Here is a 19,106-nt window from a genome sequence, read left to right on the forward strand (position 1 = left end):
CTCGGGACTATCCTTCTTGGAACTAACAGCCGGAGCGGGCCCCCGGCGCGTACGGGGAGGTGTTGGCCAGTGGTCCGCTCACCAGCGCCAGGAGAGCCCGCAGGAACACCTCCCGGTCCTGCTCGGGCAGGGTTGCCAGCAGGTCGTCCTGGATGCGCCGGACCACCTGTTGCGCCTGCCGCAGCACCTGCTCCCCCGCCGGCGTCACCGCGACCATGCGGGCCCGTCGGTCCGTCGGCACCGGACGGCGCTCGGCCAGCCCGGCCCGCTCCAACTGGTCGAGCGTCACGACCATCGTGGTCTTGTCCACACCGCACCGCTCGCCGATCTCCCGCTGGGTCAGCTCACCGGTGTGGGCCTGTGCCAGCACGTAGTGCGCCCGCGGCGAGATGCCCAGCTCGGCCAGGCCGGCGGCGTGCTCGGTCTGCAACGCGTGACTCGCCCAGGAGAGCAGGAACAACAGGTCCGGCGGGCCATCGGAGGGCGTGCACGAGGTCATGCGCCGAGGCTAGCAAGATCCTCTGCAACCAGACGGTTCGCGCAACCGACGTTCAGGGCCGCTGGTAGATGCCGTGCTCGCGGATGAGCAACTGCTCGTCGATCAGATACCGGCGCAGCGTCGCGTGATCCGACCCGCCTGCGGCGCACCACGGCTTGAGCGCGTCGTCGACGGCCCGCTCCGGATAGCGGGTGCCCGGCTCGAACGACTGCTCGGCGATGTGCGCCAGCAGCACCCGCCGTCGACCCCGCTGCGCCGGAAGACCCACCAGGACGCCGGGGGTCCGCAGGAAGGTCCGCAGCACCGGGTCGACGCCGGGTTCGGCGTCGTCGGCCGGGCGGCTGTCGCGCGCGGTGGCCCGCAGCGACGCCTCGTCGGCCGCGAGCGTGCCGTCCGCGCCGGTGACGAGGCCCGCGTCGGTGAGTCGGCGGACCCCGGTGAGCGCCACCCGCACCGGCAGGCCGGTCCGCTCGGCGACCTCGGTCGCGCTGGTCGCACCCAGCACGATCGCCGCGAAGATCCGTCGCCGTCCGTCGTCGGCCAGGGCCCCGGCCAGCACATGCGCAGTCACGCCGGTCACCCTTGCATCAGCGGTACGCCGGACGCCAGGCGATTTTCGGCGCCGCTCAGTCGGTCTGTGACGTGCTCTGTGGCTGTTCGGCGACGAGCAGCACCCGGCGCAGCAGGTCGGAGAGGTGTCGCCGTTCGGTCGCGGTGAGCGCGCCGAGCAGGCGGTGCTCCTCGGCGCCCTGGACCTCCATCGCCCCGCGCCACGCGGCCTGACCCGCCTCGGTGAGTTCCACGTCGACGCGTCGACGGTCGACTGTCGACGGAATCCGGTGTACGAAGCCCCGCCGCAGCAGCGCGTCCACCCGCGCGGTGATCGAGGCGGGGGCCATCGTGAGGTCCGCGGCGAGGTCCGAGGGTGCGGCCCGGCCACCGCGGCCGGCCAGGGCGTGCAGCGTGTCGTACTCGTGGGCCGGCAGGTCGAGGTCGACCAGGACCCGCTCCTTGACGGCCCGCAGATGCCGGGTCAGTCGGATCATCCTGGTCACCGCCCCCTCGACGTCCGCGTCGAGGTCGGGCACCACGGGCAGCCAGCGTTCGATGTGCCGGTCGACGGCGTCCGGAGTGGTGGTCACCGCGCCAGCTTACCTCAGCACCGAAATATTCATTGCCAAAATATTCGACGTCGAAGTATGTTGTGGCCATGGCTCACCCCCTGCGCGACCACTCCTTCCGGCTGCTGTTCCTGGGTCGCACCATCTCCGCCCTCGGCGACGCGGTGGTGCCCGCCGCGCTGGCGCTGGCCGTACTGCGGGCCACCGGCTCCACCGCCGCGCTGGCCGTCGTCCTCGCCGCGGCGGTCGTGCCCCGGCTGGTCCTGTTGCCGTTCGGTGGGGTGGTGGCCGACCGGTTCGACGCCCGCCGGGTCGCCCTCCTGGCCGACCTGGTCCGCTGCGCCACGCAGCTCGCGGTCGGCGTGGAGCTGCTCGGCGGCGACCCGTCACTGACCACTGTGGTGGTGGCGTCCGCGCTCGGCGGCACCGCCTCGGCGTTCGCCATCCCGACCGCGTCCCCGCTGGTCGCCGGCACCGTCGAACCGGCCAACCGGCAGCGGGCCAACGCCCTGATGGGGATCACCGCCAACACCAGCCGCCTCGCCGGCCCGGCCCTGGCCGGCGCGCTGATCTGGGCCGCCGGACCCGGCTGGGCGTTCATCCTCGACGGTGCGTCGTTCGCGCTCAGCGCCACACTGCTCGCGCTGGTGCGGGTCCGCCACGTGCCGGTGCCCCGCCGTTCCGTCCTCGCCGACCTGCGGCACGGCTTCGGCGAGGTACGCGCCCGCGACTGGTTCTGGACCAGCCTGCTCGGGCACGGCGTGTGGAACGGCGCCGCCGCCGTGCTGATGACCCTCGGGCCGGCCGTCGCCATCGACCGCCTGGGTGGCGAGACGACCTGGGTGCTGCTGTTGCAGGCCGGCGCGATCGGGATGCTCACCGGCTCGCTGCTGGCCGGGCGGGTCCGGCTGCACCGGCCGGTGCTGCTGGCCAACCTCGGGCTGGCCTGCTACGCCGCGCCGCTGTTCCTGCTCGCCGTCGCCGCGCCCGCCCCCGCGGTGATCGTCGCCTACGCGGTGGCGCTGACCGCCCTCGGCTACCTCAACCCGGTGTGGGAGACCGTCGTGCAGCACCACTTCCCGCCCGAGGTCCTGGCCCGGGTCACCTCGTACGACTGGCTGGTGTCGCTGGGCGCCATGCCGCTGGGATACGCGCTGGCGCCGTTGGCCGCCGACGCGTTCGGCGCACCCGTCCCGCTGGCCGTCGCCGGCCTGCTGGTGCTCGCCTCCTGCGCGGGCACCGCCCTCGTTCCCGGCGTACGCCGACTCACCTGGCCGACCACCCCGCAACCGGCCGACCCCGCTGCCGTCCGTTGATGTGCGGTGACCGACGGCCGGGCCCACCCACGACAAAGGCTCCCGGCCAGCACCGGGAGCCTTTGTACGATGTGGTCGGTCAGCCGGCGTCGCGGGCCATCGCGACGAAGCCACGCCACGACTGTCGGCTGAACGTCAGCGTGCCGCCGTCGCGGTCCTTCGTGTCACGGACCAGGACCACGCCCGGAAGGTTGTCGGCAACCTCGACACAGTCACCACCGTTACCGCCGCTCCTCGTGCTCTTCCGCCACCGCGCACCGGTCATGTCCATGATGCTGCCGCTTCTCTGAGAAGGTCCAACGAACGCCCTCGGGGCAGGGCCTCGCCGCGAATACGCTCCCACCGCCGTTCCAGGCTAACAAGATCCGACGTTTGATCGAGGATCTGCGCCCGTGCCGCACTGTCGACGTGGGCGACCCGTGACCCGTCCGGCATGTCGGCGATGGTGAACGGTCCGTCGAGCCCGGGATAGCTGGGCGCGTCCGCCGGGACGATGTGCAGTTGGATGGTGCCCGCCTCGGCGCAACCGACCAGGCGCGCGAGTTGCACCGCCATCAACGCGCGGTCGTCGCCGACCCGCCGCCTCAGCACCCCCTCGTCGAGAACGGCGATCAGCAGCGGCCCGCCTCCCCTGCCGAGAATCGCCTGCCGGTTGATCCGCGCCTCGGCGAACTCGGCGACCGCCTCCGGTGTCAGCACCCCACCGGCCAGGGTCGCCCGTGCGTACGCCTCGGTCTGGAGCAGCCCGGGCACCCACGCGAGCTGGAACGACCGCAGCGTCACGGCCTCACGTTCCAGGTCGACCCACGGCCGGAACCACACCGGCTCACGGCGACGGACCACGTCCGGCCACAGCGCGTCGGCGTCCTTTGCCAGCAGCCCTGCCACCGTCGCGCGGTGGCGGCTCTGGGGAATGTGCCCCGGGTTCGCCCACCTGGCGACGGTCTTCGGGTGCACACCGAGCTGACCTGCGAGGCTCTCGGCGGTGTGACCCGCCGCGGCCAGCGCCGCGACAAAGGCATGGTTCATGCCGTCCCTCCCCTGGAACAAATCCACTGCGATGAAGAGGTTACGTAACGCTGTGTGTTTGTCCAGCAACTACCGGCAAAGTGCGGTGTAGGCGGTGCTGCGACGAGAAGGAGAAGCTGTGCAGAACGAGGTACGGGGCGCTCTCAGAGCCGGCGACGTGGTCCTGTTGACCACCGCCGCGAGCGTCCAATTCAGCAAACCGATCGTCGTGCGGGTCATCCGCGAGCTGCCCGACCGGTACACCTACGACGGTTGGCTCTGGCTCGACGCGTACGAGCTGAGCAGGAAGGGCGAAGCGGTCGCACGACGCGAGTTGTTCGTGATGCGCCACGGCGTGCAGGTCCACGCCGGCCCGTCCACACCGGTCCGGCACTGCACAGCGGTGGGGGTCGGCTGATGCCCGAGCGACCGAAGCATTCCCCGCTGCGGCCGTCGTGGCGCTGCCCGGTCTGCGGCATCCTGTGGCCGTGCTCGGCCGCGAAGCTACGCCTGCTCGGCGAGTATCGCGAGGACCGACCCGGCCTGTTGATCCACCTGGCGAAGGTCCAGGAGGAAGCCAGCGCCGATCTCGCCAGGCTCAACCCGGACGTCGCACTGCCCGACCTGACCCCGCGCTTTGTCGGCTGGGCCGAAGCCCGCTGAACGACCGGCCCCCGGCGGGACGGATCCATCGGGCAAAGTTGCCGGGACCGGTAAACCTCGCGAGCGCACCTGGTGTCTTGCTGGTTGACGAGGCCGGGAGGTCAGATGAGGGATTCGCGCGGGGCGGAGTTCGACGACTTCGTTCGCACACGGTCGGCGGTGCTGTTGCGGGTCGCCTTCCTGCTGACCGGGGACCGGCACGCCGCCGAGGACCTGCTCCAGGAGGTGCTGGAGCAGGTGTATGTGCGCTGGCGGCGGGTGCAGAGCAGCCCGGAGGCGTACGCGCGACGTGCGCTGGTCAACCGGTCGATCAACCGGTGGCGGTGGCGTGCCCGCCGTCCGGAACAGTCGCTGGGCGAGCATGACGGGGTTGCCCGCGACCACGCCGACTCGGTGGCGGTTCGTGAACTGGTCGTCGGGGCGCTGCGGGCGTTGCCGGCGCGGCAGCGGGCCGCTGTCGTGCTCCGCTACCTGGAAGACCTGCCGGTCGTCGACGTTGCGGCGGCGATGGGCTGTTCAGAGGGTGCGGTGAAGAGTCACGCCTCCCGTGGGTTGGCTCGGCTGCGAGAGGCGCTGGCCGGGTCGAACCTCGTCATACCCATCACTCGAACCGGGAGTTCGCGATGACCATGAACGACAGTGACGTGCGCGGCATCCTGCATCGCGCTACGGACGACCTGGTCAGCCCGCCGGGCCTGCTCGCTGAGGTGCGTCGGAGCGGGCGGCGGCGAGTGGTGCGTCGGCGAGTGGTGTTGGCGGCGCTCTGCGCGGCAGTGGTGGCCGTGCCCATGGCTGGCGTCCTCGACCTGCCCGGCGGCGCCGGAGACACCCGTGCCGCTTCACCGCTGCTCGACCAGCCCACTCGCGGTGATCTGGCCGCCGATGAGGGATACCTGCGGCAGGTCCGCCAGGTGTGGCAGCGCCGGATCAAGGAGGCCGGGGATCGGACGCGCGGCGAGCCGCACGTCGTGTGGGCAGGAGGTACGCCTGCTGGCCCGGCCGCCTACGTGGCCCACGCCACCGCGCACGGCACGACGGTGGGGTTCCTCGAACCCACCGCCGGTGGCCCGCGCGTGCGCACCCTGACGCAGGCCACCAGCAGCGAAACAGACGGCCTCGAGCAGGCGGTACTGCTCGGACCACAGCGCGACGTGCTCCTTGTGCTCGACTTCGGGCAACCGGTGGAGTTCTCCGCGCAACTGAGGTACGAGCCCGATGGCAAGGTCGAGCGGACCTTCGAGCCGGTGGTGTTCCGAGACGGTGCGGCGGTGTTGTCGGTGCCGCCGCAGCGCACGAAGCTCACCGTCGCGCTCTCCAGGACTCCCGTGGAACGGCAGAACGCGATTCACATCGACGGCACGAGCGAGATCCTCTTCCCCGACAACAAGGATCGGCCCGCACCACCGCTTCTCCGACACACGTTGCCCGGTGCGCAGCAGGTCTGGGGCACCGACCCCGCTGCCGCAGAGGTGAACGCGCCGACCGAAGCCCTCGCCGAATACATCGACCCTGTCGGAGCGCACACGCACAACGGCTCTCCCCTCCTGTGGGTCTACGGGGCAACCTCCGACGGCCAGCGGCTCCTCGTGACAACCGTCCAGTACGACGACGACCCGTCCCGCGTCATCGCGTTGCTCGCCCGCACATATCTGCCGTTCGAAGCGGTGGCCAGCACGACCGCGGACTGGTCGGCACCCCTGCCTGTGCGGCTACGACTGCCCGACGACCAGGGCGTTCTCGTCGCCGCCGAGGGGTCAGCCCTGAGCTACCGAATCGGCGACGGCCAGTGGCAGGACGTCGGCCGCGACGCGGCACTGCTGCCCGCGACAGCGAGCGAGGTACGGGTCACCGACGCCAGCGGGGCCACCACCAACGTTCCGGTCGCTTCCTGAATCAGCTCCCGACAACAGTAAATACGGTGCTCACCGAGGCTCTCGTGGCTACCTTCACCCACAGGCTGGTTCACCCGTCCCGGGTATCGGCGGCACGACGCCTCACCGCAGCCCTCAGCGACAGGGGACCTTCGAGATGTCCGGAGCAGCGTCTGCCGTGGCAGACGCTGCTCCGTTGCGTCCCATCCAGCTGCTTCGCCGCAACAGGCCATTCCGAACGCTGTTCTCGGCACGGCTCGTCTCGTACGCGGGCGATTCACTCAGCCTTGTCGCGCTGATCTTCCACGTCGCCGAGACGACGGGTAAAGGGCTGGCGGTCGCGCTTCTGCTCCTTGTCGGGGACTTCGCGCCGTCCCTGCTGGGTCCGTTCACCGGTGCCCTCGTTGATCGGCTCAACCTCCGACGACTGATGGTCGTCTGCGAACTCGTCCAAGCTGCGGTCCTGCTCGTCATCGTCCTGACGATGCCCTCGCTGCCGATGTTGCTGGCTCTCGTCGCGATTCGCGCCACCGCGTCGCAGCTCTTCCAGCCGGCGTCTCGGGCGGCGGTGCCCGCCCTCGTCGATGACCGTGACCTGGAGACCGCCAACTCCACCCTCGGGTTCGGCTCCAACGCGGCAGAGGCGATCGGCCCACTGCTCGCCGCGGCCCTGTTCCCGCTGGTCGGACTGCGTGGTGTGCTGCTCGTCGACGCCGTGTCGTTCCTGGTCTCGGCCATGCTGCTCGCGAGGCTCCCCTCACTTCCGCCGACGACCGGCGACGAGCGCCAGCCGTCCCTGCTGCGACAGGCCAGAGCGGGCCTCGGCTATCTGTTGAGTGTTCCGACGGTGCGGGTGATCTTCCTGGGCTTCACCGCGGTGGTCGCCTTCAACGGGGTCGACGACGTGGCCCTGGTGCTGCTGGCCAAAGACACCTTCCACGTGGGCGGATCAGCGGTCGGGCTTCTGCTGGGCGCCGTCGGTGTCGGGCTGGTGGCCGGTTACGCCATGCTGTCCAGGTGGGGCACCAGGGCGTCGATGCCGCTGCTGCTGATCGCGGGATTCGCCGTCAGCAGTGTCGGCAACCTGCTGACCGGGCTCGCCTGGGCCGTCGCCGCCGCGATCGCCCTGCAGGCCGTTCGTGGCTTCGGGTTGGCGGCCATGGACGTCGCGTCCAGCACCCTGCTGCAACGTACGGTGCCACCGGGCATGCTCGGCAGGGTCTTCGGCAATCTGTACGGTGCGATCGGGGTCGCCGCCGCGACGTCCTACCTCGCCGGTGGTGTCCTGCTGGACGCCACGTCCGCCCCGGTGACACTGATGGTCGCGGGAGTCGGCGGACTGGTGGCTACCGGCGTCGTCGCGCTGCGACTGCCGCGGGCGATGCGACGCGCCGACACGCATGGTGCGGCGCCGACACCATCCGTGCCGCCCATCGAGTAGACCGGGTGATCAGATTGGGCCGTCGGTGCGCAGCCGTGCGTGCAGGTGCATGTCGTGCCAGCCGTCGGCGTGGCGAACCGACCCCCGGAGCACGCCCTCCACCGGAAAGTCGGCCCGCGTGGCCACCCGGCACGACGCCGTATTGGCGGTCGAGTGATCCAGGGCCAGCCGGTGCAGACCGGCCCGCGTGAAACTCCACCGGGTGAGTGCCCTCAACGCCTCGGTGGCGATGCCCCGACCACGCGCGGCGGGCACCAACCAGTACGACAGTTGCGCCGACGCCTCGGCCAGCAGCACGCCCCGCAACCCCACCTGACCCAGCGGCCGGTCGTCGGCGTCGACGATCGCCCAGCTGGCGGCCGTCTCGTCACGCCAACGGCCAGCCCACTGCGCCGTCCACACCCGCGCCTCGTCGTCGCCGTCGATGCGGCGGACGTGCCACCGTTGGATCTGCGGACAGTCGAAGGCCGCCCGGACGGCCGGGGCGTCGTCGTCGCGCCACGGCCGCAGGGCCAGCCCGGGACGTACCGGAAGGTGGGGTTGCTCCTGGGCGGCGAGGCTCCCGGCGGGCATTGCTGGTACGACGAGCAGCGGCATCCGCCCATTATCGAGCCGACGGCCTCACTCCCCGGTCGGGCCGCCCGGGAGTTCGGCGACCACGTCCAGGTAGCGCAGGGAGACCTCGGTGCGGCTGCCGGCCGGGTCGGTGGGATCGGGAAACGACGTCATGATCCTGCCGGCAGGTCACGGCCGCGCTGACGCACCCCTGCCGCGCCGTACGGGTAGTCGCCCACCAGCGGGGCGCTCGCCTCGTCCAGCAGCCGCATCTGCTCGGCGTCCAGGACCAGGTCGGCGGCGGTCAGGTTGTCGTCGAGCTGGTCGGTGGTCCGCGCGCCGAGGATCACCGAGGTGACCGCCGGTCGGGCCGCCAGCCAGGCCAGCGACACCGCCGACATGGACACGTCGCGGTCGTCGGCGACCTGGCGGACCGCGTCGAGCACCCGCCAGGTGCGCTCCTCGGCATTGCGACCCGCGTACGCCTCGACGCCGCGCTGCGGGTTCTCGCCGAGCCGCGTCGCGCCGGTGGGCGTGCTGTCGCGCTGGTACTTGCCGGTCAGCCACCCGCCGCCCAGCGGCGACCACGGCAGGATGCCGATGCCCTCGTTCTCGCAGACCGGCACCAGCTCGAACTCGATGTCCCGGGCCAGCAGGTTGTACTGCGGTTGCAGGGTCACGATCGGGGTGAGGTTGAGGTGTTGGGTGAGCAGTGCGGCCTTCTGCAACTGCCAACCGGTGAAGTTGCTGACTCCCGCGTAGCGGATCTTGCCGGCGCTGACCGCGTCGTCGAAGAACCGCAGCGTCTCGGGCAGCGGGGTCAGCGGATCCCAGGCGTGCGCCTGGTACAGGTCGACGGCCTCGACGCCGAGACGGCGCAGGCTGGCGTCCAGGGCGCGGGTGAGGTGCACCCGGGACAGGCCGGCGTCGTTCGCCCCCGGACCCATCGGGAACCGCCCCTTGGTGGCGATCACCAGGCGGTCACGCACGTCGGGTCGGCTGCGCAGCCAACGCCCGATGATGTCCTCGGAGACGCCGGTGGAGTAGACGTCGGCGGTGTCGATGAAGGTGCCGCCGGCCTCGACGAACCGGTCCAGTTGGGCGAAGCTGCCGGCCTCGTCGGTCTCCGCGCCGAAGGTCATCGTGCCCAGACACAGGGTGGACACCACGGTGCCGGTGTTGCCCAGAGTGCGATAGCGCATATCGTCCTTTCGGTCCGAGTGACAAAGCTGATCTTCGCACCCGCCCCGGCCACCCGCATTCGGGACCGTGCCGAACGCCGGTAGGGGCACCCACGCGGCGACTCCGCCAGTCATCATGAGCGGGTGAGCGAGCCCGCGATCGAGATCGACCGACCTCAGCGGCCGACCCAGTCGCCGCCGCCGGGGCGGCCGCCGGAGCCTGGCATTCGTACCCGCGGCCCGTGGCTGGTGGCCGCCGCGACCACAGTGACGCTCCTGCTGCTCGCCGGCCGTTACGGCTACCACCGCGACGAGCTGTACTTCCTGCTCGCCGGTCGGCACCTCGACTGGGGCTACGTCGATCAGGGGCCGCTCGTCCCGGTGCTGGCCCGGCTGCTCGACACGATCGCCCCGGGCAACCTGGTGGTGCTGCGTACCCCGTCGGCGGTGCTGGCCGGCGGCGCGGTGCTGCTGGTCGCCGCGATCGCCCGGGAGCTGGGCGCCGGCCGGGGCGGGCAGCTCTTCGCGGCGGTGCTCGCCGCGCTCTCCGGCATCGTGCTCGCCAGTGGCCACCTGCTCAGCACCACCACCGTCGACCTGCTGGTCTGGTTGGTGGCGGCGTGGTGTGCGGTGCGGTTGCTGCGTACCGGTGACAGCCGCTGGGCGCTGGGCATCGGGCTGGCGCTCGGTGTGGGCATGCTCAGCAAGCTGCTGCCGGCGCTGCTGGCCGTCGGCCTGGTCGCGGGAGTGCTCATCGCCGGCCCACGCCGGCTGCTGCGCGACCGGTGGGTGCTCGCCGCCGCCGGGATCACCGTGCTGCTGGCCGCGCCGAACCTGATCTGGCAGGCGGCCAACGGCTTTCCGCAGCTCGGCGTGGCCGCCTCCATCTCCGACGGCGACAGCTCCTACAGCGGCCGGCTCGACGCGTTCACCCTCCAGTTCGTCATCATCAGCCCGTACGCCGTACCGATATGGATCGCCGGCCTGGTCGCGCTGCTCCGCCGACCGGCGTGGCGGGCCTACCGGGCGGTGGGGTGGTCCTGGGTGGTCGTCGTCGGCATCGTGCTGATCGCCGGCGGCAAGGGTTACTACGACGCGCCGCTGTTGCTGGTCCTCACCGCCGCCGGAGCGCTGGTCACCGTGGCGTGGGCCTCGCGCGGGTCGCTCTGGTGGCGTCGTGGGTTGCTCACGCTGGGCGTGGTGCCGTTCCTGCTGCCCAACGTCGTGCTGCTGCTGCCGGTGCTGCCGGCCGACCGGCTGCCCGCCTTCGTGGTCGACGTCAACTACGACGCCGGCGAGACGATCGGTTGGCCCGAGTTCGCCGACTCCCTCGCGGCTGTCCATCGTGGGTTGCCGCCGCAGGAGCGTTCGCGGGCGGTCGTCCTCACCGGCAACTACGGCGAGGCCGGCGCGGTGGCCCGCTACGGGCCGGCCCGTGGTCTGCCCCGGGCGTACTCCGGGCACAACAGCATGGTCGACTTCGGTCGGCCGCCCGCCGACGCGGACGTGGTCATCGCCGTCGGCTGGGAGCGCCCCGACCAGCTCAACACCTGGTTCGAGCAGTGCGTCGTCGCCGGTCGGGTGGACCAGCGGGTCGAGGTGGACAACGACGAGAACGGCGGCCCGATCCACGTGTGCCGGGGGCTGCGGCGTCCGTGGGCGCAGATCTGGGACACCGAGGTACGCCACACCGGCTGACCGTGCACCACCGGCTTCGCCAGGTCGGCCAGGGTCAGCGGGTTCCGCCGGTCAGCCAGGCCTGGATGCCGACCAGGGCCTCGGGGCCGGAGGTGGCGTCGACGTCGCGGGCGAGATCGGCGATCGTGACCGCGGCGAGCGCCTGGCGCCACGCCTCCTCGGCCGCCCACATCGCGCGGGCCACCGGGCACGGCGTGGTGCAGGCGTCGGCCGGCGTCGCGAAGGGGCCGCGCTGGCGAATCTCGGTGCAGACGAAGGTCGGGCCGGGCCCGTCGACGGCCCGGACCACGTCGAGCAGGGTGATGCTCTCCGGTGCGCGGGTCAGCACGTAGCCGCCCGACTTGCCCTGAACGGAGTGGACCAGGCCGGCGCGGGCGAGCGCCTGGAGCTGCTTGGCGAGGTAGCTGCTGGAGACGTCGTGCAGTTCCGCCAGCTTGGCCGCCGGAACGGGCGTGTGGCTGGTGGTGAGCACAACGCAGCAGTGCAGCGCCCACTCGACCCCGCCGGACATCTTCATGACGTCACCCTAGTCACCCCGTTACTCGGACTCGTTGTGTCCGAGTATAGTTCTCGGACAAGGAAGGTCCGAGTTTCGGCTGAACCTTCAGCAGTCGGACCACACAGTCACGGGAAGGTGCATGGGATGAAGATCGCCGTACTGGGCGGGACCGGCCTCATCGGGTCGCAGGTCGTCAAGATCCTGCAGGCCGCAGGGCACGAGGCGGTGCCGCTCTCGCCGTCCACCGGGGTGGACCTGCTCACCGGGCAGGGCCTGTCCGACGGCCTCGCCGGCGCCGAGGTCGTCGTCAACCTCACGAATTCGCCGACCTTCGACGAGGCCTCGCCCGCCTTCTTCCAGGCGACCATGGACAACCTGCTGGCCGCAGCCGCTCGCGCGGGCGTCGGCCACGCGGTGATCCTCTCCATCGTCGGCGTCGACCAGGTGCCCGACCTGGACTACTACCGCGCCAAGACCCTCCAGGAGGAAATCCTCACGGCCGGTCCGATTCCGTACTCGATCGTCCGCGCCACCCAGTTCTTCGAGTTCGTCGAGGCGATCATGTCCTGGACCGCTGACGACACCACCGTCCGCCTGCCCAGCACGAAGGTGCAGCCGATGTCCGCCGCCGATGTGGCGCAGGCCGTCGCCGAGGTCAGCATGGGCGCGCCGCTGCGAGGCATCCGCAACGTCGCCGGGCCCGACGTCTTCGCCCTCGACGAGCTGGGGCGGATCACCCTCGCCGCCCGCGGTGACCAGCGCACCGTCACCACCGACGACGGCGCCGGCATGTTCGCCGCCATGTCCGGCGATGTCCTCATCGCAGGCGACGACGCCGTCATCGCGCCCACCGCCTACCGCGAGTGGCTCGGCCGCCAGGCCTGAGGTGTGGACCCGATCCGCACGTCGTCGTCATGGACGATCACGACGGCGGCGTGCGGGTCCCGGCCCGCCACTCGTTCGCCAGGATCGCGAAGACGAGTCGGTCGGCCCACTCCCCCTTGAACAGGTAACTCTCGACATGGCGGGCCTCCTGCCGCATACCGAGTCGCGCCATCAGTCGGGCCGACGCGGTGTTGCGACCGTGGCAGCGGCCGTAGACCCGGTGCAGGCCGAACTCGGTGAAACCCCAGTCCAGCATTGCGGTGGCGGCCTCCGTGGCCAACCCGCGACCGCCGTGGTCGGGGTGGAAGACGAACCCGAGTTCGGCGGTACGGTCCAGTTGGCTGCGCCACACCAACTCCACGATCCCGATCACTCCGGCGTCGGTGACCACGGCCACCGTCAGGCAGTCACCCTCCGCGCGCCACGCGTCCTCGCCCGCCATGGCGAGCACCGACACCCGCGACTGTTCACGGGTACGCGGCTCCGCGCCGAGCATCCAGCGCACGACGTCGGGTCGACGCTGAAACGCGTACACGTCGTCGAGGTCGTCGATCGTGACCGGGCGCAGGACGAGCCGTGCGGTGCGGATCGGGTAGGTCGGCTGGAACATCACGCGATCGTAGAGACCCGTGCGGGGCGCTCCGATGCCGGTCGATCGGCGTCCGTGCTCCGGGGCAGCAGCAGCGGGCTCGCGAGGATCACCAACCCGGCGACCGTGATCGCCGTGCGGGGGCTGGTGGCCTGCGCGAGCAGCCCACCGAGCGCGCTGAGGGTGGCGATGGCCGCGCTGCTGCCGATCGACCAGGCCGAGAGGGTACGGACGATGCGATCCTTCGGAGTCTGTTGAAGGCGGTAGGTGGCGAGCACCGGGTTGTACAGGCTCATGCTGATGATGATCGCGAACTCGACGGCGATCACCGTGGCGAGACCGACGACGCCGGGCTGGACGAAGGCGAGGCCGATCAGCCAGATCGCGCGCAGCGTGCCCACGGTGCGGATGATCCGATGTTGGCCGTGGCGTGCCACCACCCGACGGGCCAGGCGTGACCCGATGAGCCCGCCGACACAGGGCACGGCGAAGGCGAGGCCGTACTGCCAGGGCGGAAAGCCCAGCTCGCCGAGCAGGAGCACGGCCAGCAGCGGCTCGGTGGCCATGATCAGCCCAGCGACGAGCAACTGGTTGAGGTAGAGCGCCCGCAGACCGGGGTGGGCCAGCAGGTGCCGCCAGCCGTCGAGCAGCTCACCGGCCCGGACCCGGCCAGCGCCGGTGCGTTGGGGGTGGTGGTCGGGGCCGCGAACGGCGCTGAGGCCCAGCGCGGAGAGCAGGTAGCTGAGCGCGTCGGCCACGACGGTGACGACCGGCCCGAAAAGTCCCACCGCGGCACCGCCCAGCGGCGGCCCGAGCGCGATCGAACTCCAGGTCGTCGACTCGAACCGGGCGTTCGCCACCAGCAGGTCGTCCGGCCGCACGAGGGCCTTGAGGAAAGCGCCGCTGGCCGCGTTGAAGGCGATCTTGGCGGTGGCGAGCACGGCCGAGACGACCAGCAACTGCCCGAAACTGAGCCGGCCCAGCGCGTACGCGACGGGGACCGTCAGCAGGACCGCGAACCGGGCCAGGTCCATCGCGATCATCACCCGCCGCTTGCGGTGGAACTCCACCCACGGCCCGAGCGGCAACGCGATCAGCGCGCCCACCGCCGGCCCCAGCGCCGCCAACACGGACACCTGAGCGGGGCTGGCCTGCAACACCAGCACGGCGATCAACGGCAACGCCCCGAAGCCCAGCCCCGAGCCGTAGGCACTGACCGCGTACGACGCCCACAACCAGCCGAACCGCCGCCCCAGGGATCGCCTCGCGGACACGCCTACCCCCATTCGGCACAACCCACCGTTGACCGCTGCGATCAAAGCAATGTCGATGACCACTGATCAAACAACCGACTCCGGGGTGAGCCACAACAAGACGTTGTGTCGGTAGGGTTGCCTGGTGAACCTCGACGCCGTCCGCACCTTCGTCGCCGCCGTCGACGCCGGCCAGTTCCAGGACGCCGCCGACGCGCTGTCGATCACCCAGCAGGCCGTCTCCAAGCGCATCGCCGCACTGGAGAAGGACCTCGGGGTACGGCTGTTCACCCGCACCGCTCGCGGCACCCACCTCACCGTCGACGGTCAGACCTTCCTGCCGCACGCCCGTGAACTGCTCCGGGCCGAGGCGCGGGCCGACGCCTCCGTACGCCCCGGCCGGCGCGCACTGCGCGTCGACGTGCACAGCCGGCGGATCGCGCCGGCGGTGCTGCTGCAGGACTTCCACCGCGCGCATCCCCGCATCGAGCTGGACGTCGTCACCCTCGACGCCGACGTCCACGCCGCGATGGCCGCCGTCGAGGCGGGGACTGTCGACGCCACCTTCCACGCCGTCACCGTCGCCGCGCGTCACCTGCCCGCCGCGATCAGGACCACGCGAGTGATCGACGAGCACCACGAACTGCTCGTCGGCCCCCGCCACCCGCTCGCCAACGCCCGCACCGTCACACCCGCGCAACTCGCCGAGCACCGGATCTGGATGCCCGGCATGGCCCCCGGCACCGAATGGGCCGACTACTACGACGAACTCGCCGCCGCGTTCGGCCTCACCATCGACCTGGTCGGGCCGGTCTTCGGCAACGAGGCGCTGCTGGCCGAGATCGCCGACTCCGCCGAGCTGGCAACCCTCGCCGGCGAGCGCACCCGCTACCTGTGGCCGGACAGCTACGACCTGCGGCGCGTCCCGGTGCGCGACCCGGCGCCCATCTACCCCATGTCACTCATCTGGCGCGACGACAACCCGCATCCCGCGCTGCGGGCACTGCGCGACTACCTCGCCTCCCGGCGAGTGCAGGCCCTCGACATCGAGGTCTGGCTACCACCCTGGAGTTAGCGCGCAAACGCGTACGCGCACCACAGCCGTATCCGGCGGCGCGCTCCTCAGCCAGGTCGAGGTTCCGGTCGACGCGCCGCGTTACCCGCGATGGCCCCCCCGCGATGTCTCGGCGTGTTGACACGCGTTCATACGGCACTACATTTAACGTGTTGGTTAAGTGATTGGAGGCTCTGGTGTCTGGCAGCGATCAACTCAGCGCGGTGTTCTCGGCGCTCGCCGACCCGACTCGACGGGCGATCCTCGCCGAGCTGGCCGACCGCGACGCCACGGTCACCGAGCTCACCGCTCCCTTTCCGATCTCGATGCCGGCGGTGTCGCGGCACCTGAAGGCGCTTGAGCGCGCCGGTCTCATCTCACGCACCCGGTCGGGCAAGTTGCGGATGAGTCGCATCGAGGCCGCCCCGCTGCGCGAAGCGGCCGAGTGGATCGAGCGCTACCGGCGGTTCTGGGACACGTCCCTCACTCGCCTCGACGCCCACCTCGCGGCCGTGCAGGCCGCCGGCCGGCCAACGGACCGAAGGGCCCACGGCCCGGCGGTTCCCGACAGGGAATCCCCGGGCAAGCCTCACGACAAGGAGAATTGATGGACAGCGACAAGCCGCAAATCGTCATTTCACGCGTGGTGGACGCGCCACGGGAGCTGGTCTATCGAGCTTTCACCGACCCCGACCACCTGGCGGCATGGTGGGGACCGATCGGCAACTCACTGCCCCGCGAGGAGATGGACTTCGACGTCCGGCCTGGCGGCCACCAGCGGTGGACCGAGGTCTTCCCGACCCAGCCCGGCCTTCGAGTCGCCGTCCGCATCGACCTGACCGACGTCGTGGACGGCGAACTGCTCGACGGCGTCGCGCACGTCACCGGGCAGCTGCCGGAGGGCATTGAGCCGCACGAGACGAGGATGCGGGTCGAGTTCCACGACGAGGCTGATGGACGGACGCGACTCGAGATCCGTCAGTGGCTCCCGGGGCGGGTGGTTGGCCCCGCCGACCAGGGTTGGAACGAGGCCTTCTCCAAACTGGACGCCACACTGCGGAATGCCCGCCCCGTCGCAGTCGACGTCGAGGTGTAGCGCCATGGCCAAGCTGATCTACGTGACCAATGTGTCCCTCGACGGTTACATCGAGGACGAACACGGCAGATTCGACTGGACCCCACCCGGGGACGACTACCTCGCCTTCATCACCGACCTGGTCCGGCCCATGGGCACCTACCTCTACGGCCGGCGCCTGTACGAGTCGATGGCCGTCTGGGAGACCGACCCTGCCCTGGCCGCACATTCGAAGCTCACTGCCGACTACGCCGACGTCTGGCAGGCAGCGGACAAGGTCGTCTACTCCAGCACACTGGACGCGACCTCGACCGCCAGGACCCGGCTGGAAAGGAGCTTCGACCCCGCCTCGGTACGCGCCATGAAAGCCTCGACCAGCAGTGACCTCGCCATCGGGGGCGCACACCTCGCGGCGCAGGCATTCCAGGCCGGGCTGATCGACGAGTGCCACCTGCTGATCCATCCCATCCTCACCGGCGGAGGCAAGCCCGGGCTGCCCAGTGGCACCCGCCTCGACCTGGAGCTACTGAGCAACCGCCGATTCGGCAACGGTGTGGCGTACCTGCACTACCGCGTCCGCACCTGAGACGGTCGTCGGCGTCACCGACCCGGACATGTGTCGGTGACGCCGACGGGCGCCGCCCAGCTCGTTCTGTGCGATCTTTCGCATCTCCGTCACTCTCCGTACCAGTGCAGCGTCAGGCCGGGCTCGTCACGCCACCGCGCCAACAACACCTTCAGCGCCGCCACCAGTCCACGCTCCGCGTCGTCAGCCGCCGCCGCCCCCAGACGGTCGACGTCAGCGTCGAGCTGCGGCAGATCCTCACGAACGAGTACGCCATCTGACCACGGGTCGAGCTGACCCAAGATCGGAAGTCGGTTACCGCCGGCCGCAACTTCTCCACCGGCACGTCAAGCAGCAGACCGCGCTCCTGCGCCGTGGCCCACTCGTCGGCGTCGGCGCGATGGCGCTCCCGCCGCCGCCCGCGGGTAGCCCGACGCAGGCTCTTCGGACGCGGCTGCGGAGCGCGCAGCACCAACAGCAGACCCACCCCGGCGAGGCTACGGCAGCTCCGGTGCGGACAGCACGGCCGGAGCACGACCATTCGTCGAGCAGGCGCGTCGGCGCGTCCGCCGTCGTTCGACGCCGCTGCGCGACGTGGGTACGGTGACACTGTGCTCTCGGCCGTGAAGGGTCTGTCCCGGTACCACACCGAGGAGTCGCTACGCGCCTACCTGCTGGAGCGCTCACACCGCACCGAGAACGGCTGCCTGGTCATCGAAGGTTACGGGCGGCGACGCGGGGTGCACCAGAAGGTCGCCGGTCGCGCGTGGGCGCACATCGCCGCGTACGTCGTCCTCGTCGGCGGGTACGACCCCGCCCTCGACGTCGACCAGACCTGCGGTGCCGCCGACTGTATCGAGCCGACACATCTGCGCCAGCTCAGCCGGGCCGAGGCCTGCCGCAGCCGGAACCAGCCGGCACAGTGCCGCAACGGCCACGACCGTGAACTCGACCCGGCGACCGGCCGGTACCGTCGGGTCTGCCGGACGTGCAACCGGGAGGCTCAGCGCCGCTGGCGTGAACGCGAGGCCGCCGAGGTAGCCCAGGGCCGCGCCGCGTACGGCCGCTCGTAGTGATCGTCCCGAGATGACCAGTTTCCCCGCGACCGCCCGCCGGGTGCGCGACGAGAGCCTCAGCCTCCGACGGCGCCGGTCGCATCTACGGGACTGCCTCTACCACTTCGCGCCGTACGGCTTCCACGCCACCTGGCATCACCTGGCGACCCGGCACCGCATCCCCGGGAACATTGTGGTCGATCCCCCGTCGCTGGTCCGGGCCCTCGGTGAACTCGAGACAGCCCGCGCTCTGGTGCTGGCAAGGGCAGTCGCCTTCGCGGCCCAACGGCGACTGCAGAAGCAGGACGGCCAACGAGTCCCTACAACGCCGCATCCGTGGGACTCGTGGGGTTGCCACGACATCGCCTACTGCCCCGATCCGCAGAAGCATCCCACCGAGCAGCTTTCCATCGTGGTGCAGCGGGTGCTCGATGCGCACGCCGCAGGGGTCGACCCGGCCGGACGATGCCTGGCGTGCGGCGACGAGGACCCCCGCGCGGGACGGGCCTGCCGAAACTGCGGCGTCGCACCCGGCGGCTATGGCAACCCGATCTGAAGCATCAGGAGCAGGGCGGTTGCCGCAACTTCATAAGTCCATAGGCGGCAAGGCATTGGTTCGCTGTTAAGTCGTCTTGGGCCGCGCTACACCACTCTCAATCGTTACGCAGCATAACTGTCATTATGGTGCCTGCACGTTTCGCACCTTTCGTCCCAGGTAATTAGCGGATTATCGTTAACAACTATCCGTTAAATACTTCGCTGGGCTTCGGTCCTCCGC

Annotated in this window: 25 protein-coding genes; 14 read left to right on the forward strand and 11 right to left on the reverse strand. The window is 70.7% G+C overall.

From position 1 onward, the window contains the following. Nucleotides 1-22 precede the first annotated feature (22 nt). The 3 genes from ACFYP0_RS02280 to ACFYP0_RS02290 are packed head-to-tail and all read right to left on the reverse strand — an operon-like array spanning nucleotide 23 to nucleotide 1,641. Nucleotides 23-499 (reverse strand): MarR family winged helix-turn-helix transcriptional regulator, encoded by a 477-nt coding sequence (locus ACFYP0_RS02280; RefSeq protein ID WP_355493509.1) that lies wholly within the window; start codon nucleotides 497-499, stop codon nucleotides 23-25. A 52-nt stretch (nucleotides 500-551) separates the two neighbouring features. Beyond that, complete coding sequence (locus tag ACFYP0_RS02285) at nucleotides 552-1,070, reverse strand: DUF2087 domain-containing protein (RefSeq protein ID WP_355493510.1); 519 nt, start codon at nucleotides 1,068-1,070, stop codon at nucleotides 552-554. A gap of 55 nt (nucleotides 1,071-1,125) precedes the next feature. After that, a complete protein-coding gene (locus tag ACFYP0_RS02290) occupies nucleotides 1,126-1,641 on the reverse strand; it encodes a MarR family winged helix-turn-helix transcriptional regulator (protein WP_355493511.1) in 516 nt (171 codons plus the stop codon). A 68-nt stretch (nucleotides 1,642-1,709) separates the two neighbouring features. Between ACFYP0_RS02290 and ACFYP0_RS02295 the strand changes: the two genes are divergently transcribed. Beyond that, entirely contained in the window at nucleotides 1,710-2,936 is a 1,227-nt protein-coding gene (locus tag ACFYP0_RS02295; protein ID WP_355493512.1) for an MFS transporter, read from the forward strand. Between the two features lie 79 nt (nucleotides 2,937-3,015). Here the strand turns inward: ACFYP0_RS02295 and ACFYP0_RS02300 are convergent, their stop codons facing one another. Further along, nucleotides 3,016-3,207 carry a DUF397 domain-containing protein gene (locus ACFYP0_RS02300; RefSeq protein WP_355493513.1) on the reverse strand — a complete coding sequence of 64 codons (192 nt, stop codon included), beginning with the start codon at nucleotides 3,205-3,207 and terminating at the stop codon, nucleotides 3,016-3,018. After that, a complete protein-coding gene (locus tag ACFYP0_RS02305; protein ID WP_355493514.1) occupies nucleotides 3,198-3,965 on the reverse strand; it encodes a DUF5753 domain-containing protein in 768 nt (255 codons plus the stop codon). The genes ACFYP0_RS02300 and ACFYP0_RS02305 overlap by 10 nt, the downstream gene beginning before the upstream one ends. Nucleotides 3,966-4,083: 118 nt before the next feature. Between ACFYP0_RS02305 and ACFYP0_RS02310 the strand changes: the two genes are divergently transcribed. The 5 genes from ACFYP0_RS02310 (at nucleotide 4,084) to ACFYP0_RS02330 (ending at nucleotide 7,919) form a co-directional block, all read left to right on the forward strand. Continuing rightward, nucleotides 4,084-4,362 (forward strand): hypothetical protein, encoded by a 279-nt coding sequence (locus ACFYP0_RS02310; protein ID WP_355493515.1) that lies wholly within the window; start codon nucleotides 4,084-4,086, stop codon nucleotides 4,360-4,362. After that, entirely contained in the window at nucleotides 4,362-4,607 is a 246-nt protein-coding gene (locus ACFYP0_RS02315; RefSeq protein WP_355493516.1) for a flavin reductase, read from the forward strand. Before ACFYP0_RS02310 ends, ACFYP0_RS02315 begins: the two co-directional genes overlap by 1 nt. A 105-nt stretch (nucleotides 4,608-4,712) precedes the next feature. Next, complete coding sequence (locus ACFYP0_RS02320) at nucleotides 4,713-5,234, forward strand: SigE family RNA polymerase sigma factor (protein ID WP_355493517.1); 522 nt, start codon at nucleotides 4,713-4,715, stop codon at nucleotides 5,232-5,234. Then, entirely contained in the window at nucleotides 5,231-6,499 is a 1,269-nt protein-coding gene (locus tag ACFYP0_RS02325) for a hypothetical protein (RefSeq protein ID WP_355493518.1), read from the forward strand. Before ACFYP0_RS02320 ends, ACFYP0_RS02325 begins: the two co-directional genes overlap by 4 nt. A 175-nt stretch (nucleotides 6,500-6,674) precedes the next feature. Further along, nucleotides 6,675-7,919, forward strand: a complete 1,245-nt coding sequence (locus tag ACFYP0_RS02330; RefSeq protein WP_355493519.1) for an MFS transporter — start codon at nucleotides 6,675-6,677, stop codon at nucleotides 7,917-7,919. Between the two features lie 9 nt (nucleotides 7,920-7,928). Here ACFYP0_RS02330 and ACFYP0_RS02335 read toward each other — a convergent pair whose 3' ends face one another. Further along, entirely contained in the window at nucleotides 7,929-8,516 is a 588-nt protein-coding gene (locus ACFYP0_RS02335) for a GNAT family N-acetyltransferase (RefSeq protein WP_355493520.1), read from the reverse strand. A gap of 128 nt (nucleotides 8,517-8,644) precedes the next feature. After that, nucleotides 8,645-9,676 (reverse strand): aldo/keto reductase, encoded by a 1,032-nt coding sequence (locus ACFYP0_RS02340; RefSeq protein ID WP_355493521.1) that lies wholly within the window; start codon nucleotides 9,674-9,676, stop codon nucleotides 8,645-8,647. Between the two features lie 123 nt (nucleotides 9,677-9,799). On the opposite strand from ACFYP0_RS02340, the gene ACFYP0_RS02345 reads away from it, so the two are divergent. After that, nucleotides 9,800-11,353 (forward strand): ArnT family glycosyltransferase, encoded by a 1,554-nt coding sequence (locus tag ACFYP0_RS02345; protein ID WP_355493522.1) that lies wholly within the window; start codon nucleotides 9,800-9,802, stop codon nucleotides 11,351-11,353. Between the two features lie 34 nt (nucleotides 11,354-11,387). Here the strand turns inward: ACFYP0_RS02345 and ACFYP0_RS02350 are convergent, their stop codons facing one another. Further along, nucleotides 11,388-11,870: an RrF2 family transcriptional regulator gene (locus tag ACFYP0_RS02350; protein WP_355493523.1), complete on the reverse strand. Its 483-nt coding sequence runs from the start codon at nucleotides 11,868-11,870 to the stop codon at nucleotides 11,388-11,390. A gap of 126 nt (nucleotides 11,871-11,996) precedes the next feature. Between ACFYP0_RS02350 and ACFYP0_RS02355 the strand changes: the two genes are divergently transcribed. Then, nucleotides 11,997-12,737 (forward strand): SDR family oxidoreductase, encoded by a 741-nt coding sequence (locus tag ACFYP0_RS02355; protein WP_355493524.1) that lies wholly within the window; start codon nucleotides 11,997-11,999, stop codon nucleotides 12,735-12,737. Nucleotides 12,738-12,774: 37 nt separating this feature from the next. Here ACFYP0_RS02355 and ACFYP0_RS02360 read toward each other — a convergent pair whose 3' ends face one another. Together ACFYP0_RS02360 and ACFYP0_RS02365 are read right to left on the reverse strand one after the other, a co-directional pair. Continuing rightward, nucleotides 12,775-13,347 carry a GNAT family N-acetyltransferase gene (locus ACFYP0_RS02360; protein WP_355493525.1) on the reverse strand — a complete coding sequence of 191 codons (573 nt, stop codon included), beginning with the start codon at nucleotides 13,345-13,347 and terminating at the stop codon, nucleotides 12,775-12,777. After that, entirely contained in the window at nucleotides 13,347-14,600 is a 1,254-nt protein-coding gene (locus tag ACFYP0_RS02365; RefSeq protein WP_386994036.1) for an MFS transporter, read from the reverse strand. The genes ACFYP0_RS02360 and ACFYP0_RS02365 overlap by 1 nt, the downstream gene beginning before the upstream one ends. Nucleotides 14,601-14,724: 124 nt before the next feature. Here ACFYP0_RS02365 and ACFYP0_RS02370 point away from each other — a divergent pair, with 124 nt between their 5' ends. The 4 genes from ACFYP0_RS02370 (at nucleotide 14,725) to ACFYP0_RS02385 (ending at nucleotide 17,294) form a co-directional block, all read left to right on the forward strand. After that, nucleotides 14,725-15,654, forward strand: a complete 930-nt coding sequence (locus ACFYP0_RS02370) for a LysR family transcriptional regulator (protein ID WP_356977780.1) — start codon at nucleotides 14,725-14,727, stop codon at nucleotides 15,652-15,654. Nucleotides 15,655-15,830: 176 nt separating this feature from the next. Beyond that, a complete protein-coding gene (locus ACFYP0_RS02375) occupies nucleotides 15,831-16,241 on the forward strand; it encodes an ArsR/SmtB family transcription factor (RefSeq protein WP_386994038.1) in 411 nt (136 codons plus the stop codon). Further along, nucleotides 16,241-16,729, forward strand: a complete 489-nt coding sequence (locus ACFYP0_RS02380; RefSeq protein ID WP_355493529.1) for an SRPBCC domain-containing protein — start codon at nucleotides 16,241-16,243, stop codon at nucleotides 16,727-16,729. The genes ACFYP0_RS02375 and ACFYP0_RS02380 overlap by 1 nt, the downstream gene beginning before the upstream one ends. A gap of 4 nt (nucleotides 16,730-16,733) precedes the next feature. Beyond that, a complete protein-coding gene (locus tag ACFYP0_RS02385; RefSeq protein WP_355493530.1) occupies nucleotides 16,734-17,294 on the forward strand; it encodes a dihydrofolate reductase family protein in 561 nt (186 codons plus the stop codon). 151 nt (nucleotides 17,295-17,445) lie between these two features. On the opposite strand, the gene ACFYP0_RS02390 is transcribed toward ACFYP0_RS02385, so the two are convergent. Then, the gene (locus ACFYP0_RS02390; RefSeq protein ID WP_386994040.1) at nucleotides 17,446-17,760 is read right to left on the reverse strand and encodes a hypothetical protein; all 315 of its coding nucleotides are present in this window, start codon (nucleotides 17,758-17,760) and stop codon (nucleotides 17,446-17,448) included. 124 nt (nucleotides 17,761-17,884) lie between these two features. Between ACFYP0_RS02390 and ACFYP0_RS02395 the strand changes: the two genes are divergently transcribed. Both ACFYP0_RS02395 and ACFYP0_RS02400 read left to right on the forward strand, forming a co-directional pair. Then, nucleotides 17,885-18,346 carry an HNH endonuclease gene (locus ACFYP0_RS02395; protein WP_386994042.1) on the forward strand — a complete coding sequence of 154 codons (462 nt, stop codon included), beginning with the start codon at nucleotides 17,885-17,887 and terminating at the stop codon, nucleotides 18,344-18,346. A gap of 13 nt (nucleotides 18,347-18,359) precedes the next feature. Then, nucleotides 18,360-18,884, forward strand: a complete 525-nt coding sequence (locus ACFYP0_RS02400) for a hypothetical protein (protein ID WP_386994044.1) — start codon at nucleotides 18,360-18,362, stop codon at nucleotides 18,882-18,884. Nucleotides 18,885-19,106: the final 222 nt, after the last annotated feature.

Origin of the sequence: Micromonospora arida (assembly GCF_042873195.1) — a bacterium.
Taxonomy (GTDB): domain Bacteria; phylum Actinomycetota; class Actinomycetes; order Mycobacteriales; family Micromonosporaceae; genus Micromonospora; species Micromonospora arida.